This window comes from Streptomyces alkaliphilus, assembly GCF_014141535.1.
GTDB lineage: Bacteria > Actinomycetota > Actinomycetes > Streptomycetales > Streptomycetaceae > Streptomyces > Streptomyces alkaliphilus.
Genome location: NZ_VKHT01001530.1, coordinates 1 through 790 on the forward strand (window position 1 = coordinate 1; position 790 = coordinate 790).

Sequence of the window (790 nt, forward strand, 5' to 3'; positions counted from 1 at the left end):
CTCCTGACCCCGGGCCCCACCCCCCACCCCTCGGGGCGGGTCGCTTCACCGTTCCGCGGTGGAGCGACCCGCCCCGTGGCCTCACCCGATACGCTCGGAAAACGGGGCAACCCCCCGGCCGGGTGTCGCGTCCCCCACAGCGGGCGACGTTCCCACCGGCCCGGGCGAGGGCGGGTCGTCGCCGTCCCGCCGAGAGCACGGACCCGGGCGACCGGAGAAGGAGAGCGACATGTCAACGGGTGGAAAGATCGCCATCGGGGGAGTGGTCGCCGGACTGTTCCTGTGGTGGCTGACGAACTTCTGGATCGCCGCGCTGGTGATCTTCGGTGTCCCCGCCGCCGCGTACCTGCTGCTGGACCCCTCCCAGCGCCGGCGCCTGCGCAGGGTCTCCCGCAAGGAACTCGGCAGCTGAGCCGGGACCCCGTCCCTCTCCCCGGGCCCTCCGCCGGTCGGTGGAGGGCCCGGGGTCCGTTCCCTCCGTCCTCGCCTCCGCAGTTCCCGAGGACATCCGGACACGGACAGGCGTGAGCGGGCACGGCGCGAACAGGGATGATCTCCCGGCTCGCCCGAACGGACGAATTTGTGCGTGCCCGATACATCTTGGGACAGGTTGAGTCACCCGGCTCCCCGTGCCGGCCGGCCGCACTACGGTCCCGGTCATGGTCCACCCCCGCCCCATCCGCCCCGGGGCCCGTCGCCGGCCGGGCACGAACGCTCACGGACATCGGCCCGGACGGGAGGTCGGCGCGTGAGATCACGACCCTCTCGCGGTGCCGCCACGGCCCCGGAC

The 790-nt window shown here is 73.4% G+C and carries 1 protein-coding gene; it reads left to right on the forward strand.

Annotation, left to right across the window (positions count from 1 at the left end):
- The first annotated feature begins 229 nt into the window (after positions 1-229).
- Positions 230-412, forward strand: coding sequence for a hypothetical protein (locus tag FNQ90_RS25495; protein WP_143625358.1), 183 nt, complete (start codon positions 230-232; stop codon positions 410-412).
- The last annotated feature ends 378 nt before the right edge of the window (positions 413-790 follow it).